This is a genomic window from Arthrobacter sp. 18067 (assembly GCF_902706295.1).
Lineage (GTDB): Bacteria > Actinomycetota > Actinomycetes > Actinomycetales > Micrococcaceae > Arthrobacter.
Genome location: NZ_CACSJJ010000006.1, coordinates 94,310 through 111,574, shown reverse-complemented (window position 1 = coordinate 111,574; position 17,265 = coordinate 94,310). Strand labels below are relative to the sequence as shown.

General features: G+C 63.5%; 16 protein-coding genes. 7 read left to right on the top strand and 9 right to left on the bottom strand.

The window, feature by feature from the left end:
- The first annotated feature begins 17 nt into the window (after positions 1 to 17).
- The 3 genes from GVL04_RS07850 to GVL04_RS07840 all read left to right on the top strand — a co-directional run bounded on the left by GVL04_RS07850 (position 18) and on the right by GVL04_RS07840 (position 4,968).
- A complete protein-coding gene (locus GVL04_RS07850; protein ID WP_159702167.1) occupies positions 18 to 3,233 on the top strand; it encodes an efflux RND transporter permease subunit in 3,216 nt (1,071 codons plus the stop codon).
- 149 nt (positions 3,234 to 3,382) lie between these two features.
- Positions 3,383 to 4,507: an LLM class flavin-dependent oxidoreductase gene (locus GVL04_RS07845; RefSeq protein WP_159702164.1), complete on the top strand. Its 1,125-nt coding sequence runs from the start codon at positions 3,383 to 3,385 to the stop codon at positions 4,505 to 4,507.
- Positions 4,507 to 4,968, top strand: a complete 462-nt coding sequence (locus tag GVL04_RS07840; RefSeq protein WP_159702161.1) for a MarR family winged helix-turn-helix transcriptional regulator — start codon at positions 4,507 to 4,509, stop codon at positions 4,966 to 4,968. Before GVL04_RS07845 ends, GVL04_RS07840 begins: the two co-directional genes overlap by 1 nt.
- On the opposite strand, the gene GVL04_RS07835 is transcribed toward GVL04_RS07840, so the two are convergent.
- Positions 4,965 to 5,771, bottom strand: a complete 807-nt coding sequence (locus GVL04_RS07835) for a transglutaminase family protein (protein WP_159702158.1) — start codon at positions 5,769 to 5,771, stop codon at positions 4,965 to 4,967. The two genes, GVL04_RS07840 and GVL04_RS07835, sit on opposite strands and share 4 nt — an antisense overlap.
- Positions 5,772 to 5,841: 70 nt before the next feature.
- Positions 5,842 to 6,705: a hypothetical protein gene (locus tag GVL04_RS07830; protein WP_159702155.1), complete on the bottom strand. Its 864-nt coding sequence runs from the start codon at positions 6,703 to 6,705 to the stop codon at positions 5,842 to 5,844.
- Positions 6,706 to 6,760: 55 nt separating this feature from the next.
- Here GVL04_RS07830 and GVL04_RS07825 point away from each other — a divergent pair, with 55 nt between their 5' ends.
- On the top strand, positions 6,761 to 7,429 hold the full coding sequence (locus GVL04_RS07825) for a DUF1684 domain-containing protein (protein WP_159702152.1): 669 nt from the start codon (positions 6,761 to 6,763) through the stop codon (positions 7,427 to 7,429).
- Here GVL04_RS07825 and GVL04_RS07820 read toward each other — a convergent pair.
- Positions 7,426 to 8,622 carry an SLC13 family permease gene (locus tag GVL04_RS07820; protein WP_159702149.1) on the bottom strand — a complete coding sequence of 399 codons (1,197 nt, stop codon included), beginning with the start codon at positions 8,620 to 8,622 and terminating at the stop codon, positions 7,426 to 7,428. The genes GVL04_RS07825 and GVL04_RS07820 overlap by 4 nt on opposite strands.
- A 117-nt stretch (positions 8,623 to 8,739) precedes the next feature.
- Between GVL04_RS07820 and GVL04_RS07815 the strand changes: the two genes are divergently transcribed.
- From GVL04_RS07815 to GVL04_RS07805, 3 genes are all read left to right on the top strand, one after another.
- A complete protein-coding gene (locus GVL04_RS07815; protein ID WP_200846786.1) occupies positions 8,740 to 9,312 on the top strand; it encodes a DM13 domain-containing protein in 573 nt (190 codons plus the stop codon).
- Between the two features lie 98 nt (positions 9,313 to 9,410).
- Complete coding sequence (locus tag GVL04_RS07810) at positions 9,411 to 10,259, top strand: fumarylacetoacetate hydrolase family protein (protein ID WP_159702146.1); 849 nt, start codon at positions 9,411 to 9,413, stop codon at positions 10,257 to 10,259.
- A 17-nt stretch (positions 10,260 to 10,276) separates the two neighbouring features.
- Positions 10,277 to 10,762: a GtrA family protein gene (locus GVL04_RS07805; protein ID WP_159702143.1), complete on the top strand. Its 486-nt coding sequence runs from the start codon at positions 10,277 to 10,279 to the stop codon at positions 10,760 to 10,762.
- Here GVL04_RS07805 and GVL04_RS07800 read toward each other — a convergent pair whose 3' ends face one another.
- The 6 genes from GVL04_RS07800 to GVL04_RS07775 form a co-directional block, all read right to left on the bottom strand.
- On the bottom strand, positions 10,763 to 11,929 hold the full coding sequence (locus tag GVL04_RS07800) for a cysteine desulfurase family protein (protein ID WP_159702140.1): 1,167 nt from the start codon (positions 11,927 to 11,929) through the stop codon (positions 10,763 to 10,765).
- Positions 11,930 to 11,943: 14 nt separating this feature from the next.
- Positions 11,944 to 12,822, bottom strand: coding sequence for a carboxylating nicotinate-nucleotide diphosphorylase (gene nadC / locus GVL04_RS07795; protein WP_159702137.1), 879 nt, complete (start codon positions 12,820 to 12,822; stop codon positions 11,944 to 11,946).
- On the bottom strand, positions 12,815 to 14,569 hold the full coding sequence (locus tag GVL04_RS07790; RefSeq protein WP_159702134.1) for an L-aspartate oxidase: 1,755 nt from the start codon (positions 14,567 to 14,569) through the stop codon (positions 12,815 to 12,817). The genes nadC and GVL04_RS07790 overlap by 8 nt, the downstream gene beginning before the upstream one ends.
- Positions 14,570 to 14,612: 43 nt before the next feature.
- Entirely contained in the window at positions 14,613 to 15,920 is a 1,308-nt protein-coding gene (gene nadA, locus GVL04_RS07785; RefSeq protein ID WP_159702131.1) for a quinolinate synthase NadA, read from the bottom strand.
- Positions 15,917 to 16,636, bottom strand: a complete 720-nt coding sequence (locus GVL04_RS07780; RefSeq protein WP_089595490.1) for an NUDIX domain-containing protein — start codon at positions 16,634 to 16,636, stop codon at positions 15,917 to 15,919. Before GVL04_RS07780 ends, nadA begins: the two co-directional genes overlap by 4 nt.
- A gap of 112 nt (positions 16,637 to 16,748) precedes the next feature.
- A complete protein-coding gene (locus tag GVL04_RS07775) occupies positions 16,749 to 17,222 on the bottom strand; it encodes an Lrp/AsnC family transcriptional regulator (RefSeq protein WP_159702128.1) in 474 nt (157 codons plus the stop codon).
- Between the last annotated feature and the right edge of the window lie 43 nt (positions 17,223 to 17,265).

Sequence of the window (17,265 nt, the reverse complement as noted above, 5' to 3'; positions counted from 1 at the left end):
CCCTGGGAGTCAATGCAATGTTCCGCCTGGCCAAGCTTTCTCTGGGAAACCGGGCCCTGATCGCGCTGATCACCGTCTTTGCGGCGGTGTTCGGCGTGATCACCATGGGGTCCCTTAAGCAGGAACTCATCCCGTCCATCGAGTTCCCGCAGATCACTGTGGTGACTTCCATGCCTGGCGCTTCGCCTGAGGTCGTGGACAAGCAGTTGAGCCAGCCACTGGAAACAGCACTGAACAGTGTCGAGGGCCTGGAATCCACCACGTCAACGTCCCGCAACGGCGTATCGCAGATCACCATGGTGTTCACGTACGGCTCCAACCTGGACAGGGCCCGCAACCAGATCGACCGGGCCATCTCGAACGCCAAGCGGGTGCTGCCCGCCGACGTCGAACCCCAGTCCATAGCCGGGAACATCAGCGATTTCCCCATCGTCTACCTGGCGGTGTCCTCGGACAAACCGCTCAGCGAACTCAACGCCGACCTCCTGCGGTTGAGCGTTCCCCGCCTCCAGAAGATCGACGGCGTCCGCGGCGCCGATGTGACGGGCGGTTCCAGCCAGCACATCCTGATCCAGCCCCGTCCGGCAGACCTGGCAAGCAGTGGCGCTTCCATCCAGGCCATCAGCAACGCCTTGAAGAACAACGGCACTTTGGTTCCTGTGGGCACAATCGAGGACCAGGGCAAGACGTTGTCCCTCCAACTCGGCAGTCCCGTCGACTCCCTGGACATCATCAAAGGACTGCCCTTGGCGGGGGCGAAGGGTGCTGCCACCATCGGGGCGGTGGCCGACGTCAGCATCGAGGACGACGCCGCCACCTCCATCACGCGCACGAACGGCAAACCGACTCTGGCACTGTCCGTCACCAAAAAGCCTGAGGGCGATACCGTCGCGATCTCCCATGCAGTGCGTGACGCGATCGGACCGATGCAGGACGAGCTGGGCAACAATGCCACGTTCACACCGGTCTTCGACCAGGCCCCGTTCATCGAGAAATCCATCAAGGACCTCACCACGGAAGGACTGCTTGGCCTGGGCTTCGCCGTGGCCGTCATCCTGGTGTTCCTGATGTCCGTACGGTCCACCCTGGTCACAGCCGTGTCCATCCCGCTCTCGCTGCTGATCACGTTCATCGGCATCTCCGCGACCGGATATTCGCTCAACATCCTCACTTTGGGGGCGCTGACCATTGCGATCGGGCGCGTGGTTGACGACTCCATCGTGGTGATTGAGAACATCAAGCGACACCTCAGTTACGGCGAACACAAGCTCACCGCCATTCTGACCTCCATCCGGGAAGTCGCCGGAGCCATCACCGCTTCCACCCTGACCACCGTGGCTGTCTTCCTGCCCATCGCCTTCGTGGGCGACCTCGCCGGGGAACTGTTCAGGCCTTTCGCCCTGACCGTGACCATCGCTCTTCTGTCGTCGCTGTTGGTATCCCTCACGATCGTTCCCGTACTGGCCTACTGGTTCCTCTCCTCGGCGCCAAAGGGCGCTGAGGCTGCAGCGTCCGCCCAGGCAGCGGCCGAGAAGGCCCGTGAGGCCGAGCAGCGGAGCCGGCTTCAGCGCGGGTACCTACCCATCCTGGCGAAAACCCAGAAACACCCGGTCATCACGTTGTCTGCGGCGGCCTTGGTCCTCGTGGCGACCATTGCAGTGTCTCCGCTCCTGGCCACCGACCTGCTGGGGCGCTCCGGCGAGAACAGCATGACGGTGCGCCAGGTCCTGCCGGCTGGGACAAGCCTGCAGGCAACCAGCGATGAGGCCGCAAGGATTGAGGACGCCCTCAAGGGCATTGAGGGCATCAAGGACGTGCAGGTCACCTCCGGAAATGCGCAAACGGGCTTCGCTGCCCTGACATCCACCGGTTCATCCAACTCGACGTTCACGATTGTCACCGACGAGAAAGTGAACCAGACCAAACTCCAGGACGAGGTCCGTTCCAAGCTTGAGGGGGCCGCGGGGAAGGTCACCGTAGGGTCCCAGCAAGGCGGATTCGGAACGTCCTCCACCGTGGACATCACCATCCGGGCCGCGAACTCCGCCGATCTCCAAACCGCCAGCGATGCCTTGGTCAAAGCCATGGACGGAGTGCCCGGAAGTTCCGAGGTGGCAACCAACCTCGCCTCCAAGCAATCGGTGGTTCAGGTCCGGGTTGACCGCGCCAAGGCCGTGGCGGCCGGCCTGACAGAGGAGCAGGTGGGAGCCTTCCTTGCCTCCACTGTCAGCCCCATCCCTGCCGGCACCGTCAGGATCGACACCAACGACTACCCTGTGCAGATCGGTGAGGGTACGCGCTTCACCAGCATTGCCTCGGTGCGGGCACTTCAGCTCCCGGCAGCACGCGGTGGGGTGGCGCTGGAGTCCATCGCCGCCGTCGAACAGGTGGACGCTCCCGTTTCCATCACCAGCAGCAACGGGCAGCGGACCGCGCGGGTAACCGTGACGCCGTCGGGTTCCAACCTGGGCAGCGTCAGCACAGCGGTGCAGGAGCGCCTGGCGGAGGTGGAGCTGCCGGCAGGGGTTACTGCCACCATCGGTGGGGCAACTACCCAACAGGCGGAGTCGTTCCGGCAGTTGGGGCTGGCGCTGCTGGCCGCCATCGCCATCGTCTATGTGATTATGGTTGCGGCCTTCAAGTCTCTGATACAGCCGCTGATCCTGCTGGTCTCGGTCCCCTTCGCCGCAACGGGCGCTGTTGGCTTGCTGCTGGTAACCGGCGTTCCGCTGGGCCTCCCTTCGCTGATCGGCATGCTGATGCTGGTGGGCATCGTCGTGACCAACGCGATCGTCCTGATCGACCTCATCAACCAGTACCGCAGGCCGCACGACGGCAGCCCGGGCATGAACGTGGCAGACGCCATCACCCACGGTGCGCGCCAACGCCTCCGCCCCATCCTGATGACGGCGCTGGCCACTGTATTTGCGCTGACCCCCATGGCACTTGGACTCACGGGCGGCGGTGGGTTCATTTCACAACCGCTGGCCATCGTGGTGATCGGCGGGCTGGTGTCCTCTACGGCCTTGACGCTGGTACTGGTCCCCGTCCTCTACAAATTGGTGGAGGGCCGCAGGGAGAAGAAAGACCTGCAGAAGGCTCTGCAGGACAAGCCGGAGCCGACGTCGGGCAACGGATCTGCCGGAGGTCCGTCGGATGAGTTCCAGGACTGGACCACGGGCATGATTCCCCGCGTCAAGGGTCGCCGCGCGGCCCACAATCCCGGAGAATAGCGGACTCCCAACAGATTGACCCTTGATGGGCAGGGCCGGGAACAATTCCCGGGCCTGCCCTGTTACAGCCATCGATACATGCAAATGCATCTAGTTTGGGTTACACTGTTTACAGAGCCCGGGACCACGGGCAGGGAGAAAGGCACATCATGCAGATCGGCGTATTCAGCGTCAGTGACATCACCACTGACCCCACCACGGGCCGCACGCCCACGGAAAACGAACGCATCAAGGCCTCCGTTGCGATCGCCAAAAAGGTCGAAGAAATCGGCATGGATGTCTACGCCCTTGGCGAGCACCACAACCGGCCGTTCTTCTCCTCCTCCCCTACCACGACCCTGGCGTACATCGCCGCGCAGACCGAGCGCATCACCCTCTCCACCGCCACGACACTGATCACCACCAACGATCCTGTCAAGATTGCCGAAGACTTCGCGATGCTGCAGCACCTGTCCGACGGCCGTGTGGACCTGGTTCTCGGCCGCGGCAACACGGCACCGGTCTACCCTTGGTTCGGCAAGAACATCCAGGACGGCGTAGAACTCGCCATCGAAAACTACAGCCTGCTCCGCAAGCTGTGGGACGAGGACACGGTCAACTGGTCCGGCAAGTTCCGCACTCCGCTGCAGAACTTCACGTCCACACCACGCCCGCTCGACGGCGTCGCCCCCTTTGTCTGGCACGGTTCCATCCGCACGCCGCAAATCGCAGAAGTTGCGGCATACTTCGGCGACGGCTTCTTTGCCAACAACATCTTCTGGCCGAAGGAGCACTACCAGCAGCTGATCGGCCTCTACCGTGAGCGCTACGAACACTATGGGCACGGCAAGGCAGACCAGGCAATCGTGGGACTCGGCGGCCAGTTCTTCATGAGGAAGAACTCCCAGGACGCGGTGAAGGAATTCCGTCCGTACTTCGACAACGCGCCGGTCTACGGCCACGGACCGTCGCTGGAGGACTTCACCTCACAGACGCCCCTGACCGTGGGAAGCCCCCAGGAAGTCATCGAAAAGACGTTGACGTTCCGTGAGGCCTTTGGTGACTACCAACGCCAGTTGTTCCTGATCGACCACGCGGGCCTCCCCCTGAAGACCGTCCTTGAGCAGTTGGACCTCTTCGGCGAGGAAGTCCTTCCCGTCCTGCGCAAGGAGTACGCTGCCCTGAAGCCGGCCCACGTGCCGGACGCTCCAACGCACGCGTCCCGCGTTGCCGAAGCACTGGAAGCCAAGGTCAGCGAATCCGCATCCGCAGGCGCCACGGGGCAGGACGCCTGATGTCCAGCCCGTCGGCGTCCTCCGCCGTTCGCCTCGCCGCCGAGACCTGGGAGTCGTTGTTCCGCTCCCAGGTGGCGGTGATGCGGAAGCTCCAGTCCGGACCGGCGTTCAAAACCCTCCCCGTCAAGGAATACGACGTCCTTTTCACCCTGTCCAGATGCCCGTCGGGCCAGCTCCGGCTCAATGAAATCAACGACAAAGTGCTGCTGAGCCAGTCCAGCTTGAGCCGCTTGGTGGACCGGCTGGAGAAGCGCGGATTGGTAGAGAGGACAACAGCCCCCGACGACGGCCGAGGAGTATTGCTCTCGCTCACCGAAGCGGGCAGTGAGCTTCAAAAGACCATCGGCCGGGAACATGTCCGTGACATCGCGCACTTGGTGGCACCCGCTCTAACTGTCGAAGAACAGCGTGAGTTGTTGCGCCTGACTGAGAAGCTTCGGGCATCCGTGGCGGGACACTAACGCAGGCTGATGAGCTCCCGGGGGTCGTCCACCGGGAGCTCGCCGTTGACCGAGGCGCTCACCTTGAGGGTCTTGAGCGACAGGCTGCCACCCACGGTGGACAGGAACGCCGTGTCCGAGGAGTCACGTCCTGCCGTGATGCGGAGCATGGACCTCCGTGGTGCCAAACCTGTGGGATCGATGATGTGCCAGGCACCGTCAATATACGCTTCGGCCACCGCATGGAAATCCATGGGGCTCAAGCCCGGCGCGTAGACCGCTGCGAGTCGGGCGGGGACATCTTTTGCCCTCAACAGCGCAATGGCGAGGTGGGCAAAGTCGCGGCACACACCCTTGCGGTGAAGCAGGGTTTCCACGGCCCCGTCCGTACCCCGTGAAGAACCGCTGACGTAGCGGAGCTCCCCATTGACCCAGTTGCGGACGGCGTGGAGCAGCTCGGCTCCCTGCAGGCCACCGAACTCGGCGTATGACGTGGGCAGGAGCCGGTCAGACTCCGCATATCGGCTGGGACGTACGTACCGGATCAGTTCCATGGGAGAGGACTCATCAGGGACGCCAAAGCCGTGGACAGTGGCACGGTACTCCACGGACACTTCGCTCGGTTCACTGAACTCCATGTAGTGGAAGCGGCCTCCGTGGTGGTCACTGAGTTCGGCGAAAGGAACGTCCACCCCGGCCGTGGTGATGGACAGGGTTTCCGTCACTGACTCGTAGCCAGGGTTCCCGGCCACGGCAATGGCCATGGCCACTTTTGTGTTGGCTGCGGTCTTGAAAACGAGCGTGGCAGCAACGTTGCGTTCCATTGATCTCCGGGGTGGGTTGCGGCGGGCAGCCCCCATCGCCGCCATATGTGTGAACCAGCCAATCGCAGGACTACAGATTGACCTTCAGAGACAGTAGCATCCGCTGGACATTGGCGAATTCAGAACCATGGACCGCGTACTTCGCCGCCAGGTCCAAAGTGTCGAACGCCTTGGCCGGCGCCACCTTCTCGTCAGTGGCGAAGGAACGTATTGCCGGCACGTCCCCGAAGGAATAATCGCCTTTCCCGGAGGGACCCTGTACTCGGTTCCGGAGTTCGCAGGACTGCCCGTCCGCCCCCGCCACCATATTGGTGATGCCGTAGGAGCCGAAGAACTTGTAGCCCTGGATTACCCGGAAGACCACCCGCGGATCAATGGTGTCCGGACCGTCGGAGTGCGGGATGTCCAAGGGCACGCTGCTGATCACCACGTAAGGGCGCCCCTGTCCGGCAGGGCAGGCAACGGGAGTGGCTGGTGGGAGCCCGGTTTGCAGGGTGGCAAGGTATCTTCCTGCAGCATCCTTGACTTCCACCTTAACGGCTCCCGACAAGGAGCCGGCGTCGGGTGATACCGACTGGGCAATCCAGTCCCGGGGAAGATCGAAGCTGACGGTCTTGGCAGAGTCCGTGTAGGTCTTCCATGACACCGCGGTTGCCTGTGCACTTGGGCTGGCAGTGGCTTGATCCGTGGACGTCCCCTCCGAACCCGGCGTCACGGACGGTGGGCTACCCGCATTCCCAGGTTCCGGCGTCGTGCTGTCTGTTGGCGTCCCTGTTCCGGACTCCGAACTGTTGGGCTTTGACGTAGCCGTGGACGTTACCTGTGGTCCCTTGTTTTCGGCGGAGCAGGCTGTGGTCGCCGCGAGCACTGCACCCGCCAGCGCCAGGGCAGCAAGCTTCACTGGAACGCACTTCAGGTTCATGATGCCCTTCATGACCACAGCCTATCGGCGGCGGTGCCGCGACACGCACAGGACTAGGCTGGGGGGTATGGCTCCCGATCAGCAGGACTATTTCGAGGACGACATCCCCACCATGTCAGCGGTTGATATAGCTGACTGGCGCCTGCGGACGTTCGCTCTTTACGACAAGGTGCGGCAGCTTGCAGCCACCAATCCGTTCGATGCGCACGTTTTCTGGCGCCAGGAGCGGGACCTGCTGTTCGCCACCCATCCCGCATCGGCGCTGACGGCGGACATGAAGGCTTCCTTCTCAGGTCTGCGCACAGCCGGGTATGATCCCGCTTTCCGCCGACACGCGGCCTTGTCGCCGGAGGGTGCCGGGCAGGAAATGAACGTTGAGACCGGCACTGACGGTGTGGTGCCTTTTGTTCGCATCGGCACTTTCGAGCTGCCCGGTCTTGGCTCGCTGGCGGCCTGGAGACTGCGGAGCTATGGCGGCGGGATCTTCGTACCTTTCCGCGACGCAACGGCCGGGAAGGATGGCGGTAGCTACGGAGCCGGACGTTACCTGCTGGACACCGTCAAGGGCTCCTTCCACGGAACCAGGGGAACTGCAGGAAACCAGGAATTCATCCTCGACTTCAACTTTGCCTACAACCCCTCCTGCGCCTACAACGAAGCGTGGGCCTGCCCCTTGGCCGGGCCGGACAACCGCCTGGCTACGGAAATTCCCGTAGGCGAACTGTACTTGGGCTAGCCAAAAACACCTCCGGGGCCAACAGCTGCGAGCGCCGCGATGGCCGCCACTATTGTCAGGGGTGCCACGACCAGGCCGAACACCGCATAACCCTTCCACTTGATCAGCACGTTCATCCGCACCAATCGGTCATGCCATAGCAGGGTGGCCAGGGAAGCCCACGGCGTGATCAGCGGTCCCGCATTCACACCGACCAGCAGTGCGGCCATTCGCTCGGGACTTCCGGCCAAGGGTTCCGCCAGAAGGTAGGCGGGCAGGTTGTTGACTACGTTGGAGCCGAGGGCGCCTGTCATGGCCAGCCTGAGCAGTTCAACAAACCCGCTTCCCTGGCCTGCTACCTGTCCCAGCAGTACCGAGGCGCCGAGGTATTGGGTGGCCTCAACCACCAGGAAAAGGCCACAGGTGAAGAGCAACAACGACCAGGGAATCAGGGCCACCTTGAGCACCTTGGGGCGCCGGATGGCAAACACGCCCGCCAGGATGAGGGCAGCCGCGGTGGCAGGAATCCAGATGGCAACCCCGGACACCAGGGACGGCAACAGCAACACCAGGACCACGGCGCTGACCACGAGCAAGACTTTGTCGGAGGCTGCGGTGGATGAGGGTGTTTGAACGGGACGGGCGGAATCGAGAGCATAGGTCTTGCGAAGTTCACGCCGGAATACCAGTGCGATGAAGGCCAACGGAACAAGGACTGCAGCCAGCGACGGTGCCCACATCAGCTGGGCAAACTGTGCGGGGCTGATGCCGCCCAGGTTGTGCTGCGCCAGAAGGTTGGTCAGGTTGGAAATGGGGAGCAACAGGCTGGCGGTGTTCGCCAGCCACACCGTTGTCAGCGCGAAGGGCAGGACCGGCAGTCCGGCTTGGCGGGCCACCGTGACCACCACGGGGGTCAGGAGCACCGCCGTTGTATCCAATGACAGGAACACGGTGCTCAGGGTGGCGAACAGTGCCACAAGCAACCACAGCAGGACGCTGCGCCCACGGCCCCACCCCCGCAAATGGCGCGCGATCCACTGGAACGCGCCGGCTTCGCTGACGAGCTCCGTCACCACGGTCATGGCAACCACGAATGTCAGGATGGGTGCCACCCGGTCCCCCAGGACCGCCACTTCCTGCCACGGCAGGACACCCGTGGCGACGGTTACCCCACCCGCCACGAGGAGAACCAATCCGATGATCGCCAGCCGCATGAGTCGGATTCTAAGCCCCGTCCCTGTGTATCTTCCGGCGACACAGGCTGAATCAGCGTCATCGTACTGTAAGCAATGAAGCCCCCGAAGCAGGGCCCGGAAGCCTAGCCTTGAACCATGAACCGATTGCGGAGTTCGTTCCGGACCCACAAGACCCTGGCGGCGATGATTGCGGTTCTGGTCCTTTCCGCCGCGGTGGTAGGGGCTGCCCTCTTCCAGCCGTGGCGATTGTTCACCAGCAGCAGCGTGAACGAAGCCCTGCCCGCCGCCGAAGTCTCGGCGGGTGCGGCTGGTGAGGGTGAAGCCGCAGCCGCCGATCCCCCGCCGACCACAGCGCCGGCCCTCACAGCACCGGTGATTCTCAGTTCAGGCACGTTCCAGTCCCAGGAACATGCAACCACCGGCACCGCGCAGTTGCTGATGCTCCCCGACGGGAGCCATCTGCTGCGCCTCGATAACCTGGCCAGCAGCGATGGGCCAGACGTCAAAGTTTGGCTCAGCGGCTTGGAAGCCGGCGGCGACTGGTTCAAGTACCGTTCGGGGCGCTATGTGGACCTTGGTGCCATCAAAGCCACGCACGGCAACCACAACTATGCGATCCCGGCCGGCACCGACCTCGAAGGGTTGACCTCTGTTGTCCTCTGGTGCGACCGCTTCAGCGTGGCCTTCGGATCGGCGCCGCTCACCTGATGCGTTGCGGCGCACTCCGCGCGCCTTCGAAGGGTCGCGGGGCGTAAAGCGGGCCCTGCAACGCAGAACAGGCACACCCGAGGACGTAGGATGTCATCATGACTTCACGCCTTCCCCTCCGCATCGCCCGTGTCCGACCCATCTCACCGCAGTCACCGGACGAGCAATTCTTCGTGGCCAATGATGCCGAAGACTTCGACACGCGCGCGGGCAGGGAATGGACCGTCATCGACTCTCCGTTCCCGTCTTCACGGGCTAACACCAGCAGCCCCGCCCGTCCCGGGTGGGAGACCGGCGCAGCAGCCAGCGAAGACTCCTTCACCTTCCTGGCCCCGTCCGTCCCCGTCAACGTGTTCGGCATGGCCCACAACACCGGGCAGCCGGGCCGGGACCTGCCGCCGCAGGCTTTCCACAAAGCGGCCTCGAGCGTCATCGGCCCGGGCGAGGCGATCCAGCTGGGCTCCACCGTTGGTTATGTGGACCCGGAAGCCGAACTGACCGTCGTCGTCGGCAGTACTGCGCGCGGCTTGACGCTCGAAACGGCACGTTCGGCAATCCTTGGCTACACGATCGGCAACGACGTCTCGGCGAGGGACCTTCAAAAGACGGACGAACTCTGGATCAGCGCTAAAAGCCAGGACACCTTCACTCCCGCGGGTCCGTGGATGGTCACAGACCTGGATGACGCCAACCTGGAGATAGGAATAGTCCACAACGGTACCGAACTGAAGACCGCCAGTTCAGCGGACCTGGGCTGGAAAGTGGACGAAATCATGGTGTACCTGACCTCGTTCATGACACTCCAACCCGGCGATCTGGTGCTCACAGGTTTCCCCGCCGAGTGCGCCCGCATCCACCCCGGAGACACTGTGGTGTGCCGGGTTGAAGGAATCGGTGAGCTCCGGAACCCCGTTACGAGCGCTTCCTGGGAGGTCGCGCCGGCATAGTGTGTCAGGCTTAACCCATGGAGACAGCCGCGGATGCCACTGAGCTACGGCCGTCTCCCCCACATAAGCCATCGCGCAGACGGCACCGCGGAGTCCTCAAGTACCCGGTGGTGCGGCAACTGATCCGCTTTACCGGCGTTGGAATTGTGTGTACTGCGAGTTCCCTGGCCATCTATGCGTTGCTGCGTCCTTGGATTGATCCCCAGCTGGCGAATGCCGTGGCGCTGATTCTGACGTCGTTGATGAACACGGCGCTGAACCGCCGCTTGACCTTCAAAATCACCGGTAAGAAGAAGCGCACTCAGGATCACCTGAGTGGGGTCATTGTGATCGCCATTGCCTTGGTGATTACCGGGGGCAGCCTCGGGGTACTGCATCTCTTCCGTCCGGACGCTACTGTCTCCGAGGAGCTGTGGACCACCACGTTGTCCGGGTTCGTCGCCACTGCAGTCCGGTTTACCCTGCTGCGGCACTGGATCTTCCGGCGTGCACGGCACGTGTAACTAACCCGATTGCGGGGACGCCAGATTCCGGACGCGTCCGACGGCGGTTTCCACGGCGGAGGCAGCCTGCTCCAGGTCGGCGTCGGTGACAGTTGAGGTGAAGCTGAAGCGGACAGCCGTCTGGGCCGTTTCAGGGGCGATGCCAAGTGCCACCAGCACTGGCGAGGGCGCGTCGGATCCTGCGGCGCAGGCGGAACCACTCGAACACACCACGCCCAGCCGCTCCAGCTCTAGCAACACCGATTCGCCGCTGGTGCCCGGAAAGCAGAACGACGCAACCGATGGCAGACGCTGTTGCCGGTGACCTGTGACCAAGGCATTCGGTACGCCGGCGAGGACACGGTCGATGAACTGGTCCCTCAAGCCCGAAACCCGTGCTGCCTGCTCCGGCTGCTCAGCGTGGGACAAGCCCAGCGCCGTGGACAGCGCCACAGCACCGGCCACGTTCTCAGTCCCCGAACGCTTTCCCCGCTCCTGCCCTCCACCGTGGACCAGGGGCTCCACGCGAAGCCGGCCCTTGGTGAACAGGACACCGGATCCCTTGGGCGCACCAAGTTTGTGTCCGGAAATGCTCAGCGCATCCACTCCGAGCGCCTTGACGTCCAGAGGCAACCACCCGGCAGCCTGCACAGCATCCGTGTGGAACGGGACGCCGTGTTCCCGCGCCACGGACGCCAGGGATGCGATTGGCTGGACGGTTCCGATCTCGTTGTTCGCATACATGATGCTCACCAAGGCGGTTTCTGGCCCTATCACCGTCCGCAAGGCATCCACCGAAAGCAAGCCCTCCCGATCCACCGGCAGCACGTCCACAGCGAAGCCGTGCACACGTTCGAGGTACCTCGCCGATTCCTCCACCGCCGGATGTTCGATGGCGCTGATCACCACTCGGTTCAACGAGGGGTCAGCTGCCCGCCGGGCCAGTGCAATGCCTTTGACGGCAAGATTGTCCGCTTCCGTGCCCCCAGAGGTGAAGGTCACCTCGCCTGCACGGCAGTTGAGGACCTTCGCGACGCCGGAACGCGCCCCTGCGAGCGCAGCTGCTGCCGCTTCGCCGAGGGTGTGGTGGCTGGAAGGATTGCCGAACTCACCGCTCAGGTACGGCCACATCGCCTCAAGGGCCTCGCGGCGGACCGGAGTAGTAGCGGCGGCGTCGAGGAAGATCATGGTGTGCGTGGCCTTCAGCCCTGGCTTGTGGTGAGTTCGATGTCGAGGCCAAGGTCCAGCGCGCTCACGCTGTGGGTCAGGCCCCCGATGGAGATGACATCCACACCGGCCGCGGCGATTTCCGTGACGGTGTTGATGTTGACGTTGCCGCTGGCTTCGATGATGGCCCGCCCGTCTACCTGCTTGACCCCTGCCCGGAGCTCGTCGATGGAGAAGTTGTCCAGCATGATGGTGTCAACGCCTGCCGCCAGCACGGGTTCGATCTGCTCGGCCTTATCCACTTCAACTTCGAAGTGTGTGGTGTGGCCAAGCTGGGCCTTGGCGGCAATCAGCAGCCCGGTCAGCTTGCTGGGGTCGCCCCCGGTCATGACAGCCAGGTGGTTGTCCTTGGCCAGCACGGCATCGGAGAGGCTGTAGCGGTGGTTCGCTCCCCCACCGCAGCGCACTGCGTAACGCTCAAGCACACGCAGGCCGGGTGTGGTCTTCCGGGTGTCGGTGATCCGCGCGCGGGTTCCCTCGACGAGCCTCACGAATTCGGCGGTCTTGGTGGCGATGGCGCTCATCCGTTGCACCAGGTTAAGGCCGACCCTTTCGGCGAGCAACACCGACCTCGCCCTTCCGCTGACCCGCGCGAGGTGGGTTCCGGCGTCGAACGCTTCGCCGTCTGCGAGGAGCAGTTCCACCTCGGTGTCCGGGTCCACCAGCTTCATGGCGTCGCGGAACACGGTACCGCCGCTGAAGACGCCGGCGACACGCGCATTCAGCACGGCGGTTGCCCGGGCATCGGCGGGGATCAGCAGTTGCGAGGTGATGTCGCCGCTTGGTGCGTCCTCCGCGAATGCCCTTTCCAGGATGTCCCGGACAGGGGCTGCGGGGAGGGTCAGGTTAGTCATGGACGAGGCTCGCTTTCCGGCTCAGGGTGTAACGCTTGTCAAAATCGTCGACGGCGGCTGGTTCCGCCTCGCTGTCGCTGCGGTAATGCGCCCCCAGTGACGTCCGCCGTTCCCGCGCCGCATGAACGAGCAGTTGCGCCGCCAGCAACAAATTGGAATCCTCATGCTCCCGAACGTCAAGGGAATCAGGAACATTCAAAGGCAGAACATCGCCCGCCCAGGCTGCCAACGTCACTCCGGCTTCACGGAGAAGAACGCCATCACGCAAAACCCCTGACTTCGCTGTCATCAAACGTCGCAGAGCCCACCGCGAAAACACCCCCGCCTGCGCAAACGATGCCTCACGAGTACCCGGCCCCGGCAAAGACTCAAACTCCCACGAAACGGGAGCCGGCAGGTCATCGCCCACATCATCCAGCGGCACCGGAGGCCCCGACAGCGCAGGTGCCAAAGGACCTGCGGCGCCGCCTGTCGAACCAAGGAACGCGTCAACAGCACGCCGCCCGAACACGAGTCCTTCAAGCAGGGAGTTACTGGCCAGCCGATTGGCCCCCTGCACACCCGTACAAGCAACTTCGCCAGCGGCCAACAGTCCAGGAACGGACGTCCGGCCGTAGAGATCGGTGACGACGCCGCCCATCCAGTAGTGCGCCGCGGGCGCCACAGGGACGAGTTCCCGGGTCCAGTCGACTCCGGCCTGTCGTGTGCGCTTACTGAGGGTCGGGAACCGCTTTTCCAGGAACCCCTGGCCGCGTTGTCCTTCGATGACGGTGGCGTCGAGGAACACGTGGCCGTTGGGGTCGCCGAGTTGCGCAAGGTGCAGGGCGATGCTGCGGGAGACGACGTCCCTGGGCGCCAGTTCTGCATCAGGGTGGTAGTCGGGCATGAAGCGATGCCCGTTGGCGTCCAGGAGGATGGCACCTTCACCGCGGACGGCCTCGGAGATCAGGAGGGGGTCATTATTGCCTTCAGCCTCCCGGGCGTCGGCAGCAAGAACCATGCAGGTTGGGTGGAACTGAAAAAACTCAAGGTCTGCAACGGCGGCTCCGACGCGCCACGCGAGCGCCAGGCCATCCGCTGTGGCCACTGCAGGGTTGGTGGTTTGGGCGAAAAGCTGCCCCGCTCCCCCTGTAGCGAGCAGGACTGAGTCGCCGTGGACGCCGCGGTGGCGTCCGTCGTGGAGGAAATTCGCTCCCACCACGCGGCCACCTTGCTGTCCGCCCAGCGAAAGCGATGTCACTTGGGCGTGTCCGATGACCTGGATCTTGCCTGCCGCCTGGAAGTCCAGGACTGTCCTGATCAGCGCAGCCGCCACCCCGGCGCCGGTAGCGTCGCCGCCGGCGTGCAGAATTCGCGGGGCAGAGTGTGCGGCCTCGAGACCCAAGGCGGGGTCGCCGTCGTCGTCAAGGTCGAACCGGACGCCGAACCGCCCCAGCCCGGCGATGTCCAACCGCGCTTCCGTGCACAATACCCGTACTGCTTCTTCATTGCAGTGGCCCGCGCCGGCTTTGAGGGTGTCCGCGATGTGTGCAGCCACCGTGTCACCGGGTGCCGGCTCCTCCAGGACGGCCGAAATGCCGCCCTGGGCGTAGTAGGTGTTGCTGTCCGCGAGCGCACCCTTGGTCAGCAGCACAACTTCCGCGCCCGCTTCCGCGGCAAGAAGCGCAGAGTAAAGTCCCGCGATCCCGCTTCCGACGACGATCAGCCGTTTGGGGGCAGGCCCTCCAGCAACGCTCGCTGTAGTCATGTGACGCTCGATTCGGCTAGTCCGCTGTGATGTGCCGGTTTGGTTAGGCCGGTTTGGCTGCCAGCATGCGCTCCAGCGCAATCTTGGCGTTGTCCTGCACGGAGTCATCCACGGTGATGCGGTTGACGACGCGTCCTTCCACGAGTTCCTCCAGGACCCAGGCGAGGTATCCGGGGTGGATGCGGTACATGGTGGAGCACGGGCAGATGACGGGATCAAGGCAGAAGATGGTGTGCTGCGGGTTTTCGGCGGCCAGACGGTTCACCATGTTGATCTCGGTGCCGATGGCGAACGTGGTGGGTTCGGTGGCGGCCGCGATCGCCTTTTTGATGAAGTCGGTGGACCCGGCAGAGTCAGCAGCGTCCACTACCTCCATGGGGCATTCGGGGTGGACGATCACGTTGACGCCCGGGAAGTCCTGGCGGGCTTTCTCGATCTGGCCTACGTTGAAGCGCTTGTGGACCGAGCAGAAGCCGTGCCACAGGATCACCCGGGAGTCGAGCAGTTGCTGTTCGTCGTTGCCGCCCAGTTCCTTGCGCGGGTTCCACATGGGCATCTGTTCCAGCGGAACGCCGAGTGCTTTGGCGGTGTTCCGGCCCAGGTGCTGATCGGGGAAGAACAGAACACGCTGGCCACGTTCGAAGGCCCATTCCAGGACCACCTTTGCGTTGGACGAGGTGCAGACAATGCCGCCGTTTCGGCCGCAGAAAGCCTTGAGCGCGGCAGACGAGTTCATGTAGGTGACAGGGATGACCGGTACGCGGCCACTGGCGTCCGGTTCGGTGCCGAAGATCTCCTCGAGCTGCTCCCAGCACTCTTCCACGGAGTCTTCGTCTGCCATATCTGCCATGGAGCAACCGGCGGCAAGGTTGGGCAGGATGACTGCTTGCTCCGGGGTGGAGAGGATATCGGCGGTTTCTGCCATGAAATGGACGCCGCAGAAGATGATCGCTTCGGCGTCCGGCTTGGTCAGGGCCGCGTTGGCCAGCTGAAAGGAATCACCCACGAAGTCCGCGTACTGGATGACTTCGTCGCGCTGGTAGAAGTGCCCCAGGATGACGGCGCGGTCCCCGAGCGTCGCTTTGGCTGCCCGAATGCGGGAATCGAGTTCGGCGTCGCTGGCCTTTTTGTACTTCTCAGGCAACTGGCCCTGGCGAGGAGTGGCTATGGGTGCGACATCAGCGCTGGATGCCCCCGGCCCGTAGGCAGGTGCACCGGCAACGGCCTCGGCGAGGTCGTACTCCCATGGGCCCTTGGCCAGGGCCGGGCTGCACGTGGACCCTGCGCGGGAGAGGCCCTTCTCGGCTTCTTCGCGAGTGATCAGCTGGACGGCAGTGTTGACGCTGCTCATGGTGTACTCCTGTTATCTGGCCCGAGGCCGGGCGTGCCGGTGAAGCGGTAGAGGCGTGGTGGACGGTGTTTCCCGCCCTGGAGGTATTCACCGGTTTCTTCGATTTCCGGTGTTGCCTTGACGTGTCGACGGAAGTTCGCGGGATCGAGCTGGCGGTCCAGCACAGCCTCGTAGACTTCGCGGACCTGGGCGAGGGTGAAGAACTCTCCCAGCAGGTGGTAGGCGATGGACCCGTAGGCCATCTTGTTGCGGAGCCGCCACAGGGCGTAGTCCACGATTGCGTTGTGATCGAAAGCGAGTTCGCCCAGCCGGTCTGCACGGAACCACCGCACATTTTCCGACTCGTCAGCCAAAGCAGCTTCCGTGGGCTGCACGAGCGCCCAGTACACGATGGAGACAACCCGCTGGGTCGGCGACCTGTGGAGGCCGCCAAACGCGTAGAGCTGTTCGAGGTAGTGCGGTGTCAGCCCCGTGGTCTCGCGAAGGTTCCGGGACGCCGCGTCCTGGAGCGATTCGTCGTGGGCCAACGGACCGCCCGGGAGGGCCCACATGTCTTTGTACGGTTCCCGGATCCTGCGGACCAACGGCAGCCACAACGTGGGGCGGCCGGACTTTTCACTGGGGCGAAGAGCGAAGATCACCGTTGAAATAGCCAACGACGGCGGCGCGAGCCGCCTCTCGGCGACATTGGCTGAGTTGGTGTTCACGGCGTTCACCTCGCTTCATCGCCGTCCGGAGCACTCCCTTTAAGGACTGGAGCACTAGTTAAAGTCATGTTGACTAGAACTAATGGTACGACTCTCCGGGCGCATGGCAAAATGCTTTACGTCACACGGGCTTCGCCGCAGCTTCCATCAGCGGCAGTGTCCGGCCCTGGATGTGGCTGTTCAGGACAATCACCGACGAACACCGGACCACGGACTTCGTGGCGATCATGGCATCGAGCACCCGCTGCATGTCCGGATTGGAACGCGCGGCAATCCGCACCATGAGGTCCGAGTTCCCCGTGACCGTGTGGACCTCGATGATTTCCGGGATGGCGCCCAGGCTTTCGATAATGGCGTCATGACCGATCTCCTGGGTGATGGTGACCGAACAGAACGCCACCACCGGGAAACCGAAATTGGCAGGGTCGGGCTGCGGAACCCACGAACCAATGACCCCGTTCTCAATCATTCGGTCAATCCGGGACTGCACGGTAGCCCGGGCAACCCTGAGCACCCGGGATGCCTCCAGCACTGAGGATCGCGGTGAATCCGTGAAGAAACGTACAATTTTTGCATCAAGCGCATCGACCAGCATCAAAGTTCCTGTCCCCGGGGATCCTTACCCATCACATCGCCAC